Here is an 18143-nt window from a genome sequence, read left to right as displayed (position 1 = left end):
ATGCCCACAGCCGACGTCGAGAACACCGACCGGAACGCCCCCGAGAACGCCGAGAACAGCGAGTACCGGACGGCGGGCGCCCGGCTCTCCACGGCCCCCCGCGAGGAGTCCACGCTCGACGTCCCGTCCCTGGGGCCGATCGGCTGGGCCCGGTGGGCCTGGCGCCAGCTCACCTCGATGCGGGTGGCGCTGATCCTGCTGTTCCTGCTCTCGCTCGCCGCGGTGCCGGGGTCGATCGTCCCGCAGAACTCCGTGGACCCCTCCGTCGTCGAGGACTTCAAGCAGCGGCACGAGACGCTGGGACCGATCTACGACAAGCTCCAGCTCTTCGACGTCTACAGCTCGGTGTGGTTCTCCGCGATCTACATCCTGCTGTTCATCTCCCTCATCGGCTGCATCGTGCCGCGGAGCTGGCAGTTCGTCGGCCAGCTCCGCGGCCGTCCGCCGCGCGCCCCGCGCCGGCTGACCCGGATGCCCGCGCACACCACCTGGCGCACCGACGCCGAGCCGGAGGAGGTCCTGACGGCGGCGCGGTCGCTGCTGCGCGGCCGGCGCTTCCGGACGGCCGGGCCGGACGTCTCGCCCACCGGGGGCTCGGTCTCCGCGGAGAAGGGCTACCTGCGCGAGGTCGGCAACCTGGTCTTCCACGTCTCGCTGATCGTGATGCTGCTGGCCTTCGCGGCCGGATCGCAGTGGAGGTCCGAGGGCGGCAAGCTCATCGTGGAGGGCGACGGCTTCGCCAACACCCTCACCCAGTACGACGACTTCACCTCCGGCGCCCTGTACGACGTCGACTCCATGGACTCCTTCGGCTTCACGTTGGAGGACTTCGAGGCGTCCTTCGAGCGCAGCGGGCCGCAGCGCGGCACGGCGCGCGAGTTCCGCGCCGACGTGACGTACTGGGAGGGCGCCGACGGCGAGGAGAAGAAGACCGCCATCGAGGTGAACCACCCCTTGCAGGTCGGGGACACCCAGGTCTACCTCATCGGCCACGGCTACGCGCCGGTCGTCAGCGTCACCGACGGGCAAGGGGAACTGGCCTACCGGGGCCCGGTTCCGTTCCTCCCGCAGGACGGCAACATCACCTCCACGGGTGTGGTCAAGGTCACCGACTACCGGAACAAGGACGGCGAGCGGGAACAGCTCGGCTTCCAGGGCATCTTCACGCCCACCTACGGCATCGACGCCGAGCGCGGCCCGCACTCGACCTTCCCCGAGCTGGACTACCCGGTGCTCTCCCTCAACGCCTTCCACGGCGACCTGGGGGTCGACGCGGGCCTCCCGCAGAACGTCTACCAGCTCGACACCGACAACATGGAGCAGTTCAAGAGCGAGGACGGCGACCTGTTCCGCGCCGACCTGCGCCCGGGCGAATCCGTGGAGCTGCCGAACGGCGCGGGCACGCTGACGTTCGAGGACGTCAAGGAGTGGGCCAGCTTCCAGGTCTCCCAGGAGCCGGGCGAGGGTTGGGCGCTGGCGGGGGCGATCGTCGCCGTGCTCGGCCTGGCCGGCTCGCTGTTCGTCCAGCGCCGCCGGGTGTGGGTCCGCGCCGAGCGGGGCGAGGACGGCACCACCGTCGTGGAGATGGCCGGGCTCGGACGCAGCGAGTCCGCGAGGGTTCCGGAGGAGTTGGGCGACCTCGCCCTCGCGCTCCACGCCGACGCGCCCGTCGCGGCCGGGCGGGACGTCGAGGACGACACGGGGGCCGGTGGCGCGGGGGACACCACCGTCGAGGACACCGAGAAACAGACCGCCGCGGGCAAGGCCGCGGCAGCGCCGGACGCCGCCGATGGCGCCCGACCCTCGTCACGAGGAGAGACCGAGTGAACGCCGCAGTCAACATCGCCGTCGCAGCGAACGAGAGCCTGGCAGAGTTCAGCAACGTGCTGATCAGGTCGGCGATGGCCGTCTACGCCCTGGCCTTCGTCGCCCACATCGTGGAGTGGGTGTTCGGCAGCCGCAGCAAGGTGGCCCGCACGGCCGCCGCGCTCACCGCCGAGGGCACCAAGGCCACGGCCGCCGCCGATGCGGAGGTCTCCGTCACCGTGCGGACCTCCGGCGGCACGAAGGTGCTGGAGAAGCCGAAGGTCGTCACCCGCTCGGCGCCCGGGCGCCGAGCCGACGTGCCGGACGGGCCCGGAGCGGCGGGCGGGGACGAGAAGGGCGACCTGTACGGCCGGATCGCCGTCTCGCTCACCGCCCTGGCGTTCCTGCTGCACTTCGGCGCGGTCCTCACCCGCGCCCTGTCGGTGCAGCGCGCCCCCTGGGGCAACATGTACGAGTTCTCGACGGCCTTCTCGATGGTCGCCGTCGGCGCCTACCTGGGCTTCCTGGTCGCCAAGAAGAACATCCGCTGGCTCGGGCTGCCGCTGGTCACCACGGTGCTGCTCGACCTGGGTCTGGCCATCGTCGTCTTCTACACCGAGAGCGACCAGCTCGTCCCGGCGCTCGACTCGTACTGGATGTGGATCCACGTCTCGCTGGCCATCGTCTGCGGCGCGCTGTTCTACATCGGCGCCGTCTCCACGCTGCTGTACCTGTTCCGGGACCGCTACGAGACCAAGCTGGAGACGGGCGGGAAGCCGGGCGCCTTCGCCCGCTCGGTGCTGGAGCGGCTGCCCAGCTCCGCGTCCCTGGACAGCTTCGCCTACCGCATCAACGCGGCGGTCTTCCCGTTCTGGACCTTCACCATCATCGCGGGCGCGATCTGGGCCGAGAAGGCGTGGGGCCGCTACTGGGGCTGGGACCCCAAGGAGGTCTGGTCGTTCATCACCTGGGTCGGCTACGCCGCCTACCTCCACGCCCGCGCCACGGCGGGTTGGAAGGGGCGCAAGGCGGCCTACCTGGCGCTGATCGCCTTCCTCTGCTTCCTGTTCAACTACTACGGCGTCAACATCTTCTTCGACGGCCTCCACTCCTACGGCGGAGTGTGAGCAACGGCACCCCGACGCACTCCTGTGAAGGGTGCCGAGCGGACGTCGAACGACGGAGCCGGGCGGTCCGCCCGCCCGGCTCAGGCGGCGGGCGGGACGTTGTCCTCGGGCCCGCCGCTCTCGCTGTCGCGGCTGTTGCGGCTCTCGTCGCGGACCGTCTCGTCCTTCCCCCGCCGGCGCTCGGCCTCGGAGGAGGGGGCGGACTCGTCGGACGGCTTCTCCTCGGCCTTCTCCGGCTCGGGCTTCCGCGTCCGTTCGCCGATCGACTTCAGGAACTCCGGGTTGTCGTCCGGGGCGACCCAACGGCGCTCGGTGGGCCGGACGGCGCCGTAGGGCGCGTTCCGGCGCGGCCGACCGGCCACGAACCAGGCGATGGGCCCCAGCAGCACCGTGCCGAAGAACAGGATGATCAGGACCCAGGCCACCTTGGGCAGCTTGCGGACCTCTTTCTCCGGGGTGTTGAGGCAGTCGACGAAGGCGTAGATCCACACCGCCAGGACGAGAACGGTCGGAAGAAGCCTGAGCATGGGCAACGCCCCCTGTGAAGCGATGGATACGGCACGTGTGGGCTCTTGTGGGGCCCGTCGGGCCGGGATTGCGGGCGGAACCGGGAAAAGGACCCGTGACACGCCCAGGGTAATGGGTATCGGATACTTGCCCCATGGCTTACGACGATCTCCGCTCGCTGCTGCGGGCCCTGGAGCGTGACGGTGACCTCATTCGCGTCAAGGCCGAGGTCGATCCCCATCTGGAGGTCGGGGAGATCGTCGACCGGGTCCAGAAGTCCGGCGGGCCGGCCCTCCTCTTCGAGAACGTCAAGGGCACCACGGTCCCGTTGGCGATGAACGTCTACGGCACCGACCGACGCCTCCTCAAGGCGCTGGGCCTGAAGTCCTACGACGAGATCGGCGAGAAGATCGGCGGGCTGCTCAAGCCGGAGCTGCCGCAGGGATTCGTCGGCATGCGCGAGGCCTTCGGCAAGCTCGGCTCGATGACGCACGTCCCGCCGAAGAAGGTCAAGGAGGCGCCCGTCCAGGACGTGGTGCTCACCGGCGACGACGTCGACCTGGAGAAGCTGCCCGCGCTGTTCACCTGGCCCGAGGACGGCGGCTCCTTCTTCAACCTGGGCCTCACCCACACCAAGGACCCCGAGACCGGCATCCGCAACCTCGGCCTGTACCGGCTCCAGCGCCACGACAAGCGCACCATCGGGATGCACTGGCAGATCCACAAGGACAGCCGCAACCACTACCAGGTCGCCGCGCGGCGCGGCGAGAGACTGCCGGTCGCCATCGCCTTCGGCTGCCCGCCGGCTGTGACGTACGCCTCCACCGCGCCGTTGCCCGCGGACATCGACGAGTACCTCCTCGCGGGCTTCCTCCAGGGCAAGCGGGTGGAGATGGTGGACTGCAAGACGGTGCCGCTCCAGGTACCGGCCAACGCCGAGGTGGTGCTGGAGGGTTGGCTGGAGCCGGGGAAGATGCTGCCGGAGGGGCCGTTCGGCGACCACACCGGCTTCTACACCCCCCAGGAGGACTTCCCGGCGCTGACCATCGACTGCGTGACCATGCGCAGGCGGCCGGTCTTCCAGTCGATCGTCGTCGGCCGTCCGCCGACGGAGGACGGACCGCTGGGACGGGCCACGGAGCGGTTCTTCCTGCCCCTGCTGAAGATCATCATTCCGGACATCGTGGACTACCACCTCCCCGAGGCGGGCGGCTTCCACAACTGCGCGATCGTCTCGATCGACAAGAAGTACCCCAAGCACGCGCAGAAGGTGATGTCCGCCATCTGGGGCGCGCACATGATGTCGCTGACCAAGCTGATCATCGTGGTGGACGCCGACTGTGACGTCCACGACCTCCACGAGGTGGCCTGGCGGGCCCTGGGCAACACCGACTACTCCCGTGACCTGCTCCTCACCGAAGGCCCGGTCGACCATCTGGACCACGCCTCGTACCAGCAGTTCTGGGGAGGCAAGGCCGGCATCGACGCCACCGCCAAGTGGCCCGAGGAGGGGTACACGCGCGACGGCGGCTGGCCGAACATGGTCGTCTCCGACCCGGAGACCGCGGCCAAGGTCACCCGACGCTGGCGGGAGTACGGCCTGTGAGTTCCGTCTCCGAAGGCGTCACCGGGCCCCGGCCGGTGCCCTCCGCGGGGAAGGTCAGGGCGTTCCTGCGGCTGGTGATGATCGAGCACTCGGTCTTCGCGCTGCCCTTCGCCTACATGGCCTCGCTCACCGCGATGTTCCTCGACGACGGGACCGTCCACTGGTGGGAGCTGTTCCTCGTCACCGTCGCGATGGTGGGCCTGCGCACCTTCGCGATGGCCGCCAACCGGATCATCGACCGGGAGATCGACGCCCGCAATCCGCGCACCGCGGGGCGCGAGATGGTCACCGGGGTGGTGTCGGTGCGCACCGCGTGGACGGGCGCGCTGGTCGCGCTGGCCGTCTTCCTCGGCGCCGCCGCGCTGCTCAACCCGCTGTGCCTGGTGCTCGCGCCGCTCGCCGTGGTGCCGATGGTGGTCTACCCGTACGGGAAGCGGTTCACCGACTTCCCGCACGCCATCCTCGGACTGGCCCAGGCCATCGGGCCCGTGGGGGCGTGGCTGGCGGTCACCGGCGCCTGGTCGTGGGAGGCGGTGGTCCTCGGGCTCGCGGTCGGCGTCTGGATCGGCGGCTTCGACCTGATCTACGCCTGCCAGGACGTGGCCACCGACCGGGAGACCGGGGTGCGGTCCGTCCCGGCGCGGTTCGGCGTCGCCGGCGCGCTGTACGGCGCCCGCGCCGGCCATGTCGTCACCGTGGCGCTGCTGGCCTGGTACGGGGTGCTGACGGAGGCCGGCGCGGCGTACTGGGTCGGCCTGGTGATCGTGGTGGCGGCGTTCGTCTACGAGCACTCCATCGTGCGCCCCGGGGACCTGTCCCGGCTGAACCGGGCGTTCTTCACCGTCAACGGCTTCATCGGGATAGCCCTGTTCGTCTGTGCCCTGGCCGACCTGGTGCTGCGCGGCCTGACGGTCTGACGGCCGGACGGCCGGGCCGTCCGACGCCGGACACGCCCCGGCGGCCCGACCCGGTGGAGGGTCGGGCCGCCGGGGCGTGTCGCGTCAGGGGATGAGCCGGGCCCGCCGGGACCGGCCGACCGGGGTGGAGCGGCGGAACCAGAACGCCGCCAGCACACCGCCGATCAGACCGAAGAGGTGGCCCTGCCAGGAGACGCCCGAGGACGTGGGCAGCACGCCCCACAGGATCGATCCGTAGAGCAGGACGACCGTGATGCCCACCGTTATGTCCAGGGCGTCGCGGTCCACGAAGCCGCGGACCAGGAGGTAGCCGAAGAGGCCGAACACCAGGCCCGAGGCGCCCGCGGTGATCGAGTGCTCCGGAGCGGTCAGCCAGACGCCGACGCCGCTGACGACGATGATCGTCAGGCTGACGACGAGGAAGCGCGCTATGCCGCGGACGGCCGCGAGGAAGCCGAGGACCAGCAGGGGCACGCTGTTGGCGGCCACGTGGTCCCAGCCGAAGTGGAGGAACGACGCCGGTATGACGTCGGCCAGCTCGTCCGTCTCGCGCGGCGAGATGCCGTAGGTGTCCAGGGAGTGGCCGGTGGCGACGTCGATCGCCTCCAACAGCCACAGCAGGGCCACCCAGGCCAGCATCAACACCCCCGCCGACACCGCCTTGGAGGCACGCGACGGGCGAGCCGCGCCGGTCGTCGATCCGTACGGTCCGTACACCATCAGAGCCTCTCCGTTCCGATGTCCACCGTGCCGGTGGCGTCGCCGTCGTCGCGCCGGGGGCCGTCCCGCCGCCGTCGCCGAGGGTCTGCCCGCTTTCGCCGCCGTGTACGACAACGTCACGGACCGTGGCGGAAGTTCCGGAACCGGCCGCACGGGTCAGGAGCCGGACGAGCCCAGCTCCCCGTACAGCGCGGCGGCCATCACGTCCTGCGGGGCCAGCCACTTCGCGTTCTTCGGCTCCTTGAGCGGGACCGCGCGCCCGGGGGCGATGGAGAGCGCGAGCGGCAGCTCCCCGAGGTCCCCGGCTTCCCGAGCCCTTTCCGTTTCGAGGAACTGCCCCAGGTCCACCGTCATTCCCGACAGGGTGCCGCCGCGCAGCGCCAGCTCCACGGTGACCTCGCGGTCCGGCGCCTGTTCCAGCCAGGCGAACCCGATGCCGTCGAAGCGCTCCTCCAGCGGGCCCAGCGCGACCGCGAGGTCGCGGGCGACCTCGCGGGCCGGGAGGGAGACCGTGACGAGTTCGGCGCCGTCGCGGCGGCCGGCGTCCCGGAAGGAGGCGTGCTCGTCCAGGGCCCGGCGCACCGAGTCGATCACGTGGTGCTGGGCCCCGGCGCTCTGCAGGAGGTCCACGCTGTTCGCCAGCCGTTGGGCGCGCTCGCCGTACTTGCCGCCCAGCGCCCGCGCGAAGTGGTCGAACTCCTCGGGGTCCATCTGCACCCACCTGCCCTCGAACAGGTCGCGGGCGGCGGCCAGGGAGGGCGGCAGGTCGTCGGCGGAGCGGGCCAGCTCGGCGATCCGCGACACCGTCGCGTGGCTCCCGTCGAACTCCGCGTCCAGCCTCCGCCAGTCGGCGCGGACGTAGAAGTCCGTGCCGATCGACCGGTAGCCGGTCAGGTCCAGGCTCCCGAAGTTCACCATCGAGCCGGAGTCGAGGCGGTCCCCCTTCTCGACCTCCTTCAGCGGCTTCTCCGCCGTGCCGGCCGTGAACGCGACCTCCATCCGGGACAGCGACGCCGCGTCGTCGCGGGTGGGGGCCGTCCCGCCGTTCCGCGCGACGCGCCGGAGGAAGGCGTACACCTCGTCGGCCGAGGCGTCGACGCGCGCCGTGACCGACACGGCCTCCCACTCGCCGAGCCTCTCGACGGCTCCGCGGGTCCTGCTCTCCGCGTCGCCCGGTTCGGAGGGTTCGCAGGCGGTGGAGGCGGCGAGCAGGAAGGCGCAGCAGGCGAGGGTCAGGCTCTTGCGGGTGATGCGCATGTGACGATCCAACTATGTCGGGGCGGATGAGGCCAGGTTCGGGACGATCGGGCCGGAAAAAGGGGGGCGGCGCGACGACGTTAGGCTCGGTGCCGTGATGGACAGTGTGCGACGGCCGTGGATCGTCGGTGTGTCCGGGGCGTCCGGGACGCCGTACGCCGCGTCGGTGCTGCGCGGCCTGCTGGCGGCGGGCGAGGACGTGGACCTGGTGGTCAGCAGGGCCGCGCGGCTGACGCTGCTGGACGAGACGGGCCACCCCTTCCGCGACGCCCACTGGCGCGAGGACCTGCGGCGCTGGCTGGCCCGGGGCGCGGACGGCACGCCGGACGCGCACGAGGCGCCGGTCATCGACCCCGAGGACGCCGGGGACGCCGGGGACCCCGAGAGCCCCGAAGGCGCCGCGGTGGGCGGCACCGTGCGGTACTGGCCGGCCGGCGACCTGGCCGCGGGGCCGTCCTCGGGCTCGTACCCGGCCAAGGGCATGCTCGTCGTCCCGGCCTCCACCGCGAGCGTCGCGGGGATCGCGCTGGGCCTGTCCAAGGACCTGCTCCAGCGCACGGCGAGCGTGACCCTCAAGGAGCGGCGTCCGCTGGTCGTGGCGGTGCGCGAGACGCCGTTGAACGGCCCGACCCTCCGCCACCTGGTGGCCCTCGACGAGGCCGGAGCCGTGGTGCTGCCGGCCTCGCCCGCGTTCTACGCGGGCGGGACCCACGTCCAGGAACTGGTGGACTTCGTCGCCGGTCGGGTGCTGGACGCGGTGGGCGTCCCTCACCGGCTCTACCGCCGATGGCAAGGCAAGCTGGGGTCTGCGCAAGGCCAGTCTTAGGGAAACTCACCATTATGCCTTAGATTCGGTCACAGACAACCGACAGCGCGTGACGAGGGAAGGCACCAGACGCATGGACGCGGTGGACAGGCAGCTCATCCAGGCGCTGCGCGAGAACGGCAGAGCCTCGTACGCCGAACTGGGCCGGCTCGTCGGTCTCTCCGGGCCCAGCGTCACCGACCGCATCAACCGGCTGGAGGCCGCCGGGGTCATCACCGGCTACCGCGCGACCGTGGACGCCTCCTCCCTGGGGCTCGGGGTCACCGCGCTGATCGGCATCCAGCTCACCGACGCCGCGGACCACGACGAGGTCGCCGCCCGGCTGCGGGAGCTGTCCGAGATCGAGGACTGCTGGTTCATCGCCGGTGACGACTCCTTCATGATCAAGGTGCGGGCCACCGACGTGGACGGCCTGGAGCGGACGATCCGCAGGCTGTCGGGGACCAAAGGAGTCTCCCGGACCCGGACGACGATCGTGCTCTCCACCAAGTGGGAGAACCGGGTCGGCGAGATCCCCGGCGACGAGGGCTGACCGGCGCCCCGGGGGCGGGCGTCCCCGACCGGGGGCCCTGTCCGGTCGGGAGCGGGGAGAGGCGTAGGCTCGATTGGTCCCCACGACGGACGGCCACCCGCACGAGGTCGCCCTCGACCCCGCACAGAAGACCCCCGCACAGGACCCGCACACAGGACCCGCACACAGGACAAGGAGGCGGCGACGCATGGACGCTGGGCTCAAGCGCGAGCTGGAGGAGAAGGTCCGCGCCGGCGAACGGCTGAGCCGTGAGGACGGCATCGCCCTGTACGAGTCCGACGACCTGGCCTGGCTGGGCGGTCTCGCCCACGAGGTGCGCACGAGACTGAACGGTGACGCGGTCTACTTCAACGTCAACCGTCACCTGAACATGACCAACGTGTGCACGGCCTCCTGCGCGTACTGCTCCTTCCAGCGCAAGCCGGGGGAGAAGGACGCGTACACCATGCGCATCGAGGAGGCCGTGCGGCTGGCCAAGGCGATGGAGGGCGAGAACCTCACCGAGCTGCACATCGTCAACGGCCTCCACCCCACCCTGCCCTGGCGCTACTACCCGCGCTCGCTGCGGGAGCTGAAGAAGGCCCTGCCGAACGTCTCCCTGAAGGCGTTCACCGCCACCGAGATCCACCACTTCGAGACCATCTCCGGCCTGTCCGCCTCCGAGATCCTCGACGAGTTGATCGACGCCGGCCTGGAGTCCCTGACCGGCGGCGGCGCGGAGATCTTCGACTGGGAGGTGCGGCAGCACATCGTCGACCACCGCACCCACTGGGAGGACTGGTCGCGCATCCACCGGCTGGCGCACTCCAAGGGCCTCAAGACGCCCTCCACGATGCTGTACGGCCACATCGAGGAGCCCCGCCACCGCGTCGACCACGTGCTGCGGCTGCGTGAACTCCAGGACGAGACCGGCGGTTTCCAGGTCTTCATCCCGCTGCGCTACCAGCACGACTTCGTGGACATGAAGGACGGCAAGATCCGCAACCGCATCCAGTCCCGCACCACGATGGCCACGGGAGCGGAGGCGCTGAAGACGTTCGCGGTCTCCCGGCTGCTGTTCGACAACGTGCCCCACGTGAAGGTCTTCTGGGTGATGCACGGCCTGCAGACCGCCCAGCTCGCCCTCCAGCACGGCGCGGACGACATGGACGGCTCGGTGGTCGAGTACAAGATCACCCACGACGCGGACAACTACGGCACCCCGAACAAGCTCACCCGCGAGGACCTGCTGGAGCTGATCCGCGACGCCGGATTCCGTCCGGTCGAGCGCAACACCCGCTACGAGGTCGTCCGCGAGTACGACGGCCCCGACCCGCTGCGGCGCGAGTCCCCGCAGCCCATGCGGGTCTGACCCCCGAGACGGAACCGGTGGGAGCGGCACGATGACACTGCGGTACGAGATCGACCCGCCCGTCGACCGACGGCTCGCCGACGGGATCTGCGCGCTGTGGGCGGCGGTGACCAACGCGGGCGGCGCGGTCGGCTTCGTACCGCCGGTGACCGCCGAGGAGGTGAGGCCCGAACTCGTCAGGCACCTCACGGCGATGGCCGAGGGGCGGGCGCGGCTGCTGGTGGCCCGCGACGAGGACGGGGAGCCGACGGGCACGGCCTTCCTCACGTTCAACACACACCGGCTGATGCGACACTGGGTGTGGCTGTACACCGTGATGCTGCACCCGGACCGTCAGGGCCGGGGCGAGGGCCGGGCCCTGATGGCCGCCGTCGAGGAGGCCGTCCGGGACATGGACGGAGTCCGGGGCATACGGCTCACCTGCCGCGGCGGGATGGGGCTGGAGCGGTTCTACGAGGCGTGCGGCTACAAGGAGGTCGGCCGCGTTCCGGACGCCATCAAGGTGACGGACGACGACTTCCGGGACGACATCACCATGTGGCTCCAGCTCCGCTGACACCGGCCACACGAAAGGACCACCACCGTGACCAGCACCCCGGAGAACAAGCAGGAGACCACGCGGAACGGAACGCCGGGCCGCACGTCGCACGCGACGCTCCGTTACACGGCCATGCGGTTCGGCATCTTCGTCGCCTGCTTCGTGGTCGTCTCGGTGCTCGCCTACGTCGGCGTCCTCCCCGAGGCCATCGGCAAGGCCAACCCGCTGTGGCTCCTGCTGCTCGCCATGGTCGTCTCCGCGCCGCTCAGCCTGGTGCTGCTGCGCAGGCAGCGCGACGAGATGTCCGCCCAGATCGCCGAGCGCGTGGAGCGCACCAAGCGGAGGATCGCCGCCAACCAGAGCCAGGAGGACGAGGTCGCGTAATCCTTGTCACACCATTCCGTGTGAATCCGCACGCCCCGTCGGGAATACACCACCCCGGCGGGGCGTTGTGTGTCCACGGACGCCGCCCCCGCCGGGCGGCTCTCTCGGGAGAGCCCGGGACCGCGAAAGACCGCCGAGACACAGTGTTGACGTGAGGACCGTGACGACAGCAGCCCGCACCACTCCCATGGCCCGGAGCACGATGCTCGTGGCCCGGCTGCACGTCGACCTCTGCCGCTGTCTGTCCGCGGCCTGTCGCCCCCGCTGAGCCGTCACGACCTTCGGCGGCCGGACGTCTCTCCGGCGCGCCCTTCCCCCCGTTCGAGTTTTCCGGGACCGTCGAGTTCTCCGACCGTTCGGAGACGATGTGCCCCCACACCTCACCGGAGTGTGTCCGTGTCCTCCAACACGTCCCCCGGCGTGCCCGTCGGCACGTCCCAGGAGCCATCCCCGCGCATACGCCGGAACCCCCTGCCGAGAGTGCCCTTCAGAGTGCCCTTCTGGGCGCAGATCCTCCTCGGCCTGGTCCTCGGCGTTCTGTTGGGCTGGGTCGCCCGCACCACCGGGGCCGCCTGGCTCGGCACCACCCTCGACCGGGTGGGCGGCATCTTCGTCCAACTGCTGAAGCTGGCCGTCGGCCCGCTGGTCTTCCTGGCGATCACCGTCTCGATCACCAACCTGCGGAACGTCTCCAACGCCGCCCGGTTGGCGACCCGCACCCTGCTGTGGTTCATGGCCACCTCGTTGATCGCCGTCGCGATCGGCCTGGGCATCGGCCTGCTCACCGACCCCGGCGCGGGCACCGGACTGTCCCCGAAGGACGGCGCGCGGCCCGAGAACACCGGCTCCTGGCTGGACTTCCTCACCGGGATCATCCCGACGGACGTCGTCACGCCGTTCACCGAGCTGAAGGTCCTTCAGATCGTCTTCCTGGCCGCCGTCGCCGGTGTCGCGGCCCTGAAGCTGGGCGAGAAGGCCGCCCCGCTGCTGTCGTTCGCCGAGGCCGCCCTCGCCCTGCTGCAGAAGGCGCTGTGGTGGGTCATCCGCCTGGCCCCGCTGGGCACCCTCGGCCTGATCGGAAACGCGATCAACGTCTACGGCTGGAACCTGATCGGCCAGTACGCCACCTTCACCGTCGACGTCTACGTCGGCTGCCTGCTGGTCCTCTTCGGCGTCTACCCGCTGCTGCTGGCGACGGTCGGCCGCGTGAGCCCGGTGCGGTTCTTCCGCGGCGCGTGGCCCGCCATCCAGCTCGCGTTCGTCTCCCGCTCCTCGGTGGGCACCATGCCGGTGACCCAGAAGGTCACCGAGCGTCTGGGCGTGCCGCGGGAGTACGCCTCCTTCGCCGTCCCGTTCGGGGCCACGACGAAGATGGACGGCTGCGCCGCGGTCTACCCGGCCCTCGCCGCGATCTTCGTCGCGGAGATCTTCGGGGTGTCCCTGGGCATCGGCGACTACCTGCTGATCGCCTTCGTCTCCGTCGTCGGCTCGGCCGCCACCGCCGGTCTCACCGGCGCCACCGTGATGACCACGCTGACCCTCTCCACGCTGGGCCTGCCGCTGGAGGGCGTGGGTCTGCTGCTGGCGATCGACCCGATCCTGGACATGATCCGGACCGCCACCAACGTCGCCGGTCAGGTCGTCGTCCCGGTCCTGGTCGCCGCCCGCGAGAGGATTCTGGACCTCGGCACGTTCAACTCCGCCCGGAGCTTCGACATCGGCGAGGCGGACGAGGCCGGCGCCGGAACCGGGAGCGCCGGTCGTCCCCGAGGCGGCTCCGGCCACGACCCGGCCGCCGTACCGGCCTGATCCAGGGACCGGTCTGATCCGGAGACCGGCCCGATCCAGGGCCGACCGAGCCCACGGGCCCCTTTCCGCCCCCCACCTCTCCCGGGGCGGAAAGGGGCCCGTGCCCGTTCCACCGGAAACGGTCGGGGCGGGCCACCGAATTCACGCCCGGAATCCCAGGAACGCCCGGAACCCAGAGAACGCCGGGAACCTCCGGAACGCAGAGAACGCATGGAGCGCGCGGGAAGCCGCGGGCGGCGGGGAAAAGGCAGGAGCCCCCGCCGGGGCGGGGGCTCCTTGGGTACTGCTTATCCGGTCGTCTGCCGGCGCCGGGCTCCTGTACCGAGGAGGCTCCGGACCGACACGGCCAGGGCTCTGGCCGAGCCGGGGCAACTCAGGCCGCGGTGACGTTCTCCGCCTGCGGACCCTTCGGGCCCTGCGTCACGTCGAAGGTGACCGCCTGGTTCTCTTCCAGGGAACGGAAACCGGAGGCGTTGATCGCGGAGTAGTGAACGAACACATCGGGACCGCCGCCGTCCTGGGCGATGAAACCAAAGCCCTTTTCGGCGTTGAACCACTTGACGGTTCCGGTAGCCATAAGCCCTCCTTGGGCCTATAAGGGTTGCCCTGCTCCAGAACCCACAGGAACTCTGAAAACGACGAGAGCCCGCGGTCACATGCTCCGCAGGCTCTGTACTGCAAGGGAAACCAAACTGCAACTTGCCGCGAGCCTAGCACGGCATCACCCCGGGGGGAAGGTTGATCACCCCCGGCACGCCGCCGTCCGGGTGACGACCCCCCGGCGGGCCGCCGAACCGCCGGGGATAGCCTCACGAGGTGGAAAGTTCTGCCGCTGACCAGCCCGTCGCCGACCACCCCCGGAGGCGGCCCCGCGTCGGGCACATCCAGTTCCTCAACTGTCTCCCCCTCTACTGGGGCCTGGCCCGGACCGGCACCCTGCTGGACCTGGAGTTGACCAAGGACACCCCGGAGAAACTGAGCGAACGGCTCGTGGCCGGGAAACTCGACATCGGCCCGATCACCCTCGTGGAGTTCCTCCGCAACGCCGACGACCTGGTCGCCCTGCCGGACATCGCGGTGGGCTGCGACGGACCGGTGATGTCCTGCGTGATCGTCTCCAAGGGACCGCTGGAGAGCCTCGACGGCGAACGCGTCGCCCTGGGGTCCACCTCCCGCACCTCCGTACGGCTGGCGCAACTGTTGCTCGCCGAGCGGTACGGACTGGCGCCCGACTACTACACCTGCCCGCCCGACCTGGGCCTGATGATGCAGGAGGCACAGGCCGCCGTGCTGATCGGCGACGCCGCCCTGCGCGCCTCCCTCCACGACGCGCCCCGGCTGGGCCTGGAGGTCCACGACCTGGGCCTGATGTGGAAGGAGTGGACCGGCCTCCCCTTCGTCTTCGCCGTCTGGGCGGCGCGCCGCGACTACCTGGAGCGCGAGCCCGAGACGGTGCGGGAGGTCCACCGGGCCTTCCTCGCCTCCCGCGACCTGTCCCTGGAGGAGGTCGGCAAGGTGGCCGAGCAGGCGGCCCGCTGGGAGGCCTTCGACGCCGCCCTGCTGGAGCGCTACTTCACCACCCTGGACTTCCGGCTGGGGCCGGAGCAGCTCGCCGGCATCGCTGAGTTCGCCCGCCGCGTCGGGCCCACCACCGGCTTCCCGGCCGACGTGGACGTCGAACTCCTGAGCTGAGAGCCGTACGTCGAGCGGGAGGCGAGGGGGAGCATGCGACCGCTGGAGTCGGACGACCCGCGGATCGTCGGCGAGTACCGGCTGCTCGGGCGGCTCGGGGCCGGCGGGATGGGCCGCGTCTACCTGGGACGCAGCCGAGGAGGCCGGACGGTCGCGGTGAAGGTCGTGCACCCGCACCTCGCCTCGGACGGTGAGTTCCGCCGACGCTTCCGCCGCGAGATCGACGCCGCGCGGCGGGTCGGCGGCACATGGACGGCGCCGGTGCTCGACGCCGACCCCGAGGCGTCCACGCCCTGGGTGGCCACGGGGTACGTGGCGGGTCCCCCGCTCCACCAGGCGGTCGCCGAGCACGGGCCGCTGCCCGAGCACACCGTGCGGGCGCTGGGAGCCGGACTCGCCGAGGCCCTGGCCGCCGTCCACGCCCACGGCCTGGTGCACCGGGACGTCAAGCCGTCCAACGTCCTGTTGACACCGGCCGGCCCGCGTCTGATCGACTTCGGGATCGCCCGCGCCATGGACGGCGCCACCTCGCTCACCTCCACCGGGGTCACCGTCGGCTCGCCCGGTTACATGTCGCCCGAGCAGGTCCTCGGCCGCGAGGTGGGCCCGGCCTCGGACGTCTTCTCGCTCGGCGCGGTGCTGGCCCACGCGGCGACCGGCGCACCGCCCTTCCCCGGCGACAACTCGGCGGCGCTGCTGTACAAGGTCGTCCACGAGGAACCGGAACTGGACGGTCTGACCGGCGAGTTGCGGGAGGCCGTCGCCGCCTGTCTGGCCAAGGACGTCGCCGCCCGCCCGGCCCCCGCCGAGATCGTCGGTCGGCTGGCGGGCGCGGCCGGCGCGGCCGGGACCGTCCGCACCGGTTGGTTGCCGGGGCCGGTGCTGGAGGATGTGAGCCGCCGCGCGGTGGAGCTGCTGGAGTTGGAGACCGAGCACGAGCCGCCACGCGCCGAACCCGTGCACGCCCCGCCGACCGAACCGTCCTCGGCCCTTTCCCCGTCCCCGTCCTCGTCCCCGTCCTCGTCCCCGTCTCCGGTGGGGGCCTTCGGCCCGCCCCCCTCGTACGGCGGCGCCTCCACCGACGACGGGACGGCACCGCCACGCGGACGCGGACGGCGCCGCCCCGCCCTGCTCGCCGCCGCCGGGACGCTGCTGGCCGCCGCCGTCGCCGGTGGGCTCCTCCTGTTCCCCGACGGCGGGGGAGACGGCGGCCGGAAGCGGGACGACAAGGCCCCCGACACGGTGCCCGAGGCGTTCGTCGGCACCTGGGAGGGACGGACCCGCACCAGCGGCGGAGTGCCCAGCGGCACCCTCACCCTGACCGTCTCCGAGGGACGCGAGGGCGAGGAGGCCGTCCGCATGGTCTACGAGATCACCGGCCTGGAGTGCCGGGCCAGGGGCACGGTCGAGGAGTTCTCCGACACCCGCCTGACGGTCACCGAGCGGAGCGTGGGCGACTCCCCGAAGATGTTCGGGGTCGAGGTGTGCAGCGAGGAGACCGCCACCGTCACCCTCACCCTGGCCGGGGAGGGACGGCTGCGCTACGAGTCCGGCGACGTGGCAGCGGGCCGGCCCGAGGGCGAACTGGTCAGGAAGGACTGACCACGAGCGCGCCGACCGGCCGGAGGGCCCTCGGAGCACTGGCGTAGGCTGGATCGGTCCCGTGCCAGGAGGACGCGTCGAACCGACCAGAGAGGACCGCCCGGTGACCGAGAACGCCGACCTTCAGTCCGTACTCGACCGCGCCGCCGAGGGCGGACGGATCAGTGCCGAGGAGGCGTTGGAGCTCTACCGGCGCGCCCCGCTGCACGCGCTGGGGCAGGCCGCCGACGCGGCGCGACGCCGTCGCTACGCGGGCACCGAGCACATCGCGACCTACATCATCGAGCGGAACATCAACTACACCAACGTGTGTGTGACCGCCTGCAAGTTCTGCGCGTTCTACGCGGCTCCCAAGGACACCGAGAAGGGCTGGACGCGGGACCTGGACGACATCCTGCGCCGCTGCGAGGAGACCGTCGCGCTGGGCGGCACCCAGATCATGTTCCAGGGCGGCCACCACCCCGAGTTCGGCGTCGAGTACTACGAGAAGCACTTCTCCGCGATCAAGGAGCGCTTCCCCGAGCTGGTGATCCACTCCCTGGGCGCCTCCGAGGTCGAGCACATGGCGAAGGTCTCCGGCGTGACGATCGAGGAGGCCATCACCCGCATCCGCGACGCCGGTCTGGACTCCTTCGCCGGCGCCGGCGCCGAACTGCTGCCGGAGCGCCCCCGCAAGGCGATCGCCCCGCTGAAGGAGTCCGGCGAGCGCTGGCTGGAGATCATGGAGACCGCGCACCGACTGGGCGTGGAGTCCACCAGCACGATGCTGATGGGCACCGGCGAGACCAACGCCGAGCGCATCGAGCACCTGCGGATGATCCGCGACGTCCAGGACCGCACCGGCGGCTTCCGCGCCTTCATCCCGTACACCTACCAGCCGGAGAACAACCACCTGAAGGGCCGCACCCAGGCCACGATCTTCGAGTACCTGCGCATCCTGGCCGTCGCCCGGCTCTTCCTCGACAACGTCGCGCACATCCAGGGCTCGTGGCTGACGACGGGCAAGGAGGTCGGCCAGCTCTCCCTCCACTACGGCGCGGACGACCTGGGCTCGGTGATGCTGGAGGAGAACGTCGTCTCCTCCGCCGGGGCGAAGCACCGCTCCAACCGGTTGGAGCTGATCGACCTCATCCGCAAGGCCGGTCGCGTCCCGGCACAGCGCTCGACGACGTACGAGCACCTGGCCGTCCACGACGACCCGGCGAACGACCCGGTGGACGACCGGGTCGTCTCCCACCTGTCCTCCACGGCCATCGAGGGCGGCACGGCCCACCCGGAGCTCAAGCTCCTCGACGCCAACTGACCCCGCGGTGCTGACGCTTCACGTCCCGCTCGCCGTCCGCCTCACCGGGGATGGCGAGCCGCTCGCGGGGTACGCGGTGGCGGTCGAGGGCGACCGGATCGCGGCGGTCGGGCCGTTGGCGGAGCTGGACGCGGAGTATCCGAAGGCCCGCGTCCGCCGCTGGTCC

The 18143-nt window shown here is 71.1% G+C and carries 18 protein-coding genes; 14 read left to right on the top strand and 4 right to left on the bottom strand.

What is annotated here, in order from left to right; all coding sequences use genetic code 11:
• Both resB and ccsB read left to right on the top strand, forming a co-directional pair.
• On the top strand, positions 1–1827 hold the full coding sequence (resB, locus tag IF47_RS0125110) for a cytochrome c biogenesis protein ResB (protein WP_078592103.1): 1827 nt from the start codon (positions 1–3) through the stop codon (positions 1825–1827).
• Positions 1824–2933: a c-type cytochrome biogenesis protein CcsB gene (gene ccsB / locus IF47_RS0125105; RefSeq protein ID WP_031511290.1), complete on the top strand. Its 1110-nt coding sequence runs from the start codon at positions 1824–1826 to the stop codon at positions 2931–2933. The genes resB and ccsB overlap by 4 nt, the downstream gene beginning before the upstream one ends.
• 80 nt (positions 2934–3013) lie before the next feature.
• Here ccsB and IF47_RS0125100 read toward each other — a convergent pair whose 3' ends face one another.
• Positions 3014–3460, bottom strand: a complete 447-nt coding sequence (locus tag IF47_RS0125100) for a PLD nuclease N-terminal domain-containing protein (RefSeq protein WP_031511289.1) — start codon at positions 3458–3460, stop codon at positions 3014–3016.
• A gap of 134 nt (positions 3461–3594) precedes the next feature.
• On the opposite strand from IF47_RS0125100, the gene IF47_RS0125095 reads away from it, so the two are divergent.
• Positions 3595–5046 (top strand): menaquinone biosynthesis decarboxylase, encoded by a 1452-nt coding sequence (locus tag IF47_RS0125095; protein WP_031511288.1) that lies wholly within the window; start codon positions 3595–3597, stop codon positions 5044–5046.
• Positions 5043–5963, top strand: a complete 921-nt coding sequence (gene mqnP / locus IF47_RS0125090; protein WP_031511287.1) for a menaquinone biosynthesis prenyltransferase MqnP — start codon at positions 5043–5045, stop codon at positions 5961–5963. Before IF47_RS0125095 ends, mqnP begins: the two co-directional genes overlap by 4 nt.
• 84 nt (positions 5964–6047) lie before the next feature.
• Here mqnP and IF47_RS0125085 read toward each other — a convergent pair whose 3' ends face one another.
• Positions 6048–6683, bottom strand: coding sequence for a rhomboid family intramembrane serine protease (locus IF47_RS0125085; RefSeq protein ID WP_051718207.1), 636 nt, complete (start codon positions 6681–6683; stop codon positions 6048–6050).
• 156 nt (positions 6684–6839) lie between these two features.
• Entirely contained in the window at positions 6840–7940 is a 1101-nt protein-coding gene (locus tag IF47_RS0125080; RefSeq protein ID WP_031511285.1) for a hypothetical protein, read from the bottom strand.
• A 97-nt stretch (positions 7941–8037) separates the two neighbouring features.
• Here IF47_RS0125080 and IF47_RS0125075 point away from each other — a divergent pair, with 97 nt between their 5' ends.
• The 6 genes from IF47_RS0125075 (at position 8038) to IF47_RS0125050 (ending at position 13380) form a co-directional block, all read left to right on the top strand.
• Positions 8038–8766, top strand: coding sequence for a UbiX family flavin prenyltransferase (locus IF47_RS0125075; protein WP_031511284.1), 729 nt, complete (start codon positions 8038–8040; stop codon positions 8764–8766).
• A gap of 73 nt (positions 8767–8839) precedes the next feature.
• Positions 8840–9298, top strand: coding sequence for an Lrp/AsnC family transcriptional regulator (locus tag IF47_RS0125070; RefSeq protein WP_031511283.1), 459 nt, complete (start codon positions 8840–8842; stop codon positions 9296–9298).
• Between the two features lie 187 nt (positions 9299–9485).
• Complete coding sequence (mqnE, locus tag IF47_RS0125065) at positions 9486–10649, top strand: aminofutalosine synthase MqnE (RefSeq protein ID WP_031511282.1); 1164 nt, start codon at positions 9486–9488, stop codon at positions 10647–10649.
• A gap of 31 nt (positions 10650–10680) precedes the next feature.
• Positions 10681–11205: a GNAT family N-acetyltransferase gene (locus IF47_RS0125060; protein ID WP_031511281.1), complete on the top strand. Its 525-nt coding sequence runs from the start codon at positions 10681–10683 to the stop codon at positions 11203–11205.
• A gap of 27 nt (positions 11206–11232) precedes the next feature.
• On the top strand, positions 11233–11571 hold the full coding sequence (locus tag IF47_RS0125055; protein WP_281179540.1) for a DUF4229 domain-containing protein: 339 nt from the start codon (positions 11233–11235) through the stop codon (positions 11569–11571).
• A gap of 456 nt (positions 11572–12027) precedes the next feature.
• Positions 12028–13380, top strand: a complete 1353-nt coding sequence (locus tag IF47_RS0125050; protein ID WP_051718209.1) for a dicarboxylate/amino acid:cation symporter — start codon at positions 12028–12030, stop codon at positions 13378–13380.
• 373 nt (positions 13381–13753) lie between these two features.
• Here IF47_RS0125050 and IF47_RS0125045 read toward each other — a convergent pair whose 3' ends face one another.
• On the bottom strand, positions 13754–13957 hold the full coding sequence (locus IF47_RS0125045) for a cold-shock protein (RefSeq protein WP_031511278.1): 204 nt from the start codon (positions 13955–13957) through the stop codon (positions 13754–13756).
• Positions 13958–14196: 239 nt separating this feature from the next.
• Here IF47_RS0125045 and IF47_RS0125040 point away from each other — a divergent pair, with 239 nt between their 5' ends.
• The 4 genes from IF47_RS0125040 to IF47_RS32185 all read left to right on the top strand — a co-directional run.
• A complete protein-coding gene (locus tag IF47_RS0125040; RefSeq protein WP_031511277.1) occupies positions 14197–15072 on the top strand; it encodes a menaquinone biosynthetic enzyme MqnA/MqnD family protein in 876 nt (291 codons plus the stop codon).
• Between the two features lie 33 nt (positions 15073–15105).
• Positions 15106–16674, top strand: coding sequence for a serine/threonine-protein kinase (locus tag IF47_RS0125035; protein ID WP_031511276.1), 1569 nt, complete (start codon positions 15106–15108; stop codon positions 16672–16674).
• Between the two features lie 103 nt (positions 16675–16777).
• The gene (gene mqnC, locus IF47_RS0125030) at positions 16778–17977 is read left to right on the top strand and encodes a cyclic dehypoxanthinyl futalosine synthase (RefSeq protein ID WP_031511275.1); all 1200 of its coding nucleotides are present in this window, start codon (positions 16778–16780) and stop codon (positions 17975–17977) included.
• A 7-nt stretch (positions 17978–17984) separates the two neighbouring features.
• The coding region (locus IF47_RS32185; protein WP_425423646.1) for an imidazolonepropionase-like domain-containing protein at positions 17985–18143 on the top strand (159 nt) is incomplete at its 3' end.

This window comes from Streptomyces megasporus (genome assembly GCF_000718985.1).
GTDB lineage: Bacteria > Actinomycetota > Actinomycetes > Streptomycetales > Streptomycetaceae > Streptomyces > Streptomyces megasporus.
This window is presented reverse-complemented; position numbering and strand designations above follow the sequence as displayed.